Annotated in this window: 2 protein-coding genes and 1 pseudogene; all 3 read left to right on the plus strand. The window is 68.2% G+C overall.

The features are described from left to right. Positions 1-359 (plus strand): annotated as a pseudogene (locus tag JMF90_RS36110) (acetyl-CoA C-acetyltransferase); the annotation flags it as partial. Positions 360-577: 218 nt separating this feature from the next. Further along, entirely contained in the window at positions 578-1,321 is a 744-nt protein-coding gene (phbB, locus tag JMF90_RS36115) for an acetoacetyl-CoA reductase (RefSeq protein ID WP_027809372.1), read from the plus strand. Positions 1,322-1,428: 107 nt separating this feature from the next. Further along, positions 1,429-1,635, plus strand: coding sequence for a hypothetical protein (locus tag JMF90_RS36120; RefSeq protein ID WP_011546221.1), 207 nt, complete (start codon positions 1,429-1,431; stop codon positions 1,633-1,635). Positions 1,636-1,682 lie beyond the last annotated feature (47 nt).

The raw sequence follows: 1,682 nt of genomic DNA on the forward strand, positions 1-1,682 counted from the left end.
GAATCAAGGCGTACGCGAACGCGGGCGTGGACCCGAGCGTGATGGGCATGGGCCCGGTGCCGGCGTCGCGCCGGGCGCTGGAGCGCGCGGGCTGGACGCCGGGCGACCTGGACCTGATGGAGATCAACGAAGCGTTCGCGGCGCAGGCGCTGGCGGTGCACAAGCAGATGGGCTGGGACACGTCGAAGGTGAACGTGAACGGCGGGGCGATCGCGATCGGCCATCCGATCGGCGCGTCGGGCTGCCGGATTCTGGTGACGCTGCTGCACGAGATGGCCAAGCGCGACGCGAAGCGCGGGCTGGCGTCGCTGTGCATCGGCGGCGGGATGGGCGTCGCGCTTGCGGTCGAGCGCGTCTGAGCGGCGGCTGACGACACGGTTCGCTCGCGGCGTGGGCCAGCGCCGCGGGCGAGCCAGGCGGTTTTCGCGCAAGACAGGCAGTCAATAACACGCGCGAGGTGCCGGTGCGTGCCGCGTCCGCGACGCGGGCGGCTGCGCATCGAAGCGGTGGGGCGGCAGCAGGTGCGATGCCGTCGCCCCGCCTTTCATCGATTACTTTTTTGTCGGTAATTCATAGTATGACTAAGCGAATCGCAGTTGTGACAGGTGGGATGGGCGGCCTCGGCGAAGCGGTCAGCATCCGGTTGAACGACGCGGGTCACCGGGTAGTCGTCACGTATTCGCCGAACAATGCCGGCGCGGACCGCTGGCTGACCGAGATGCATGCGGCCGGCCGCGAATTCCATGCGTATCCGGTGGACGTGGCCGATCACGACTCGTGCCAGCAATGCATCGAGAAGATCGTGCGCGACGTCGGCCCGGTCGACATTCTCGTGAACAATGCGGGCATCACGCGCGACATGACGCTGCGCAAGCTCGACAAGGTCAACTGGGATGCGGTGATCCGCACCAACCTCGATTCCGTGTTCAACATGACGAAACCGGTCTGCGACGGCATGGTCGAGCGCGGCTGGGGCCGCATCGTCAACATCTCGTCGGTGAACGGCTCGAAAGGGTCGGTCGGCCAGACCAACTACGCGGCCGCGAAAGCCGGCATGCACGGGTTCACGAAATCGCTTGCGCTCGAGGTCGCGCGCAAGGGCGTGACGGTGAACACGGTGTCGCCGGGCTATCTCGCGACGAAGATGGTCACCGCGATTCCGCAGGACATCCTCGACACGAAGATCCTCCCGCAGATTCCGGCGGGCCGGCTCGGCAAGCCCGAGGAGGTCGCGGCGCTGGTCGCTTACCTGTGCTCGGAGGAGGCCGGCTTCGTGACGGGCTCCAACATCGCGATCAACGGCGGTCAGCACATGCACTGACGCGCGGCGGCCCGCAGGGCGTGCGCGCCCGGCGGGCCGCGTTCCCCACTATCCCGCGCCGGAGCGGCGGCAGACGCGCCGCTTCGGCCTCGCATTCCGGAGAACGCATGGGCGACACCTGGCTGGGACTCGTGATCGGCGGCTCGGCACTGGCCGTCGCGCTGACGATGGCGATCTCGCTCTACTGGCTCGAGCGGCGCCGCGCGCGGCTGCTGAGGAACTTCGATCATCGCGATTGCTGGCTCGCCGCGTACGGCAAGTGCTTCGCGCGCAAGCCGGCGAGGTCGCTGCGCCGCATGCGTGGTGCACGCTGAGCGCGGTGCCGACGCGTCGCGATCGGTGAACGCTCGATGACCGGTCG

The sequence above is a fragment of the Burkholderia sp. E168m23 genome, from assembly GCF_016586125.1.
In the GTDB taxonomy this organism is placed as follows: Bacteria; Pseudomonadota; Gammaproteobacteria; order Burkholderiales; family Burkholderiaceae; genus Burkholderia; species Burkholderia orbicola.

What these genes read in the sequence shown, in the direction of transcription:
- phbB (WP_027809372.1), top strand. Translation starts at nt 578, where the DNA reads ATGACTAAGCGAATCGCAGTTGTGACAGGTGGGATGGGCGGCCTCGGC.
- JMF90_RS36120 (WP_011546221.1), top strand. Translation starts at nt 1,429, where the DNA reads ATGGGCGACACCTGGCTGGGACTCGTGATCGGCGGCTCGGCACTGGCC.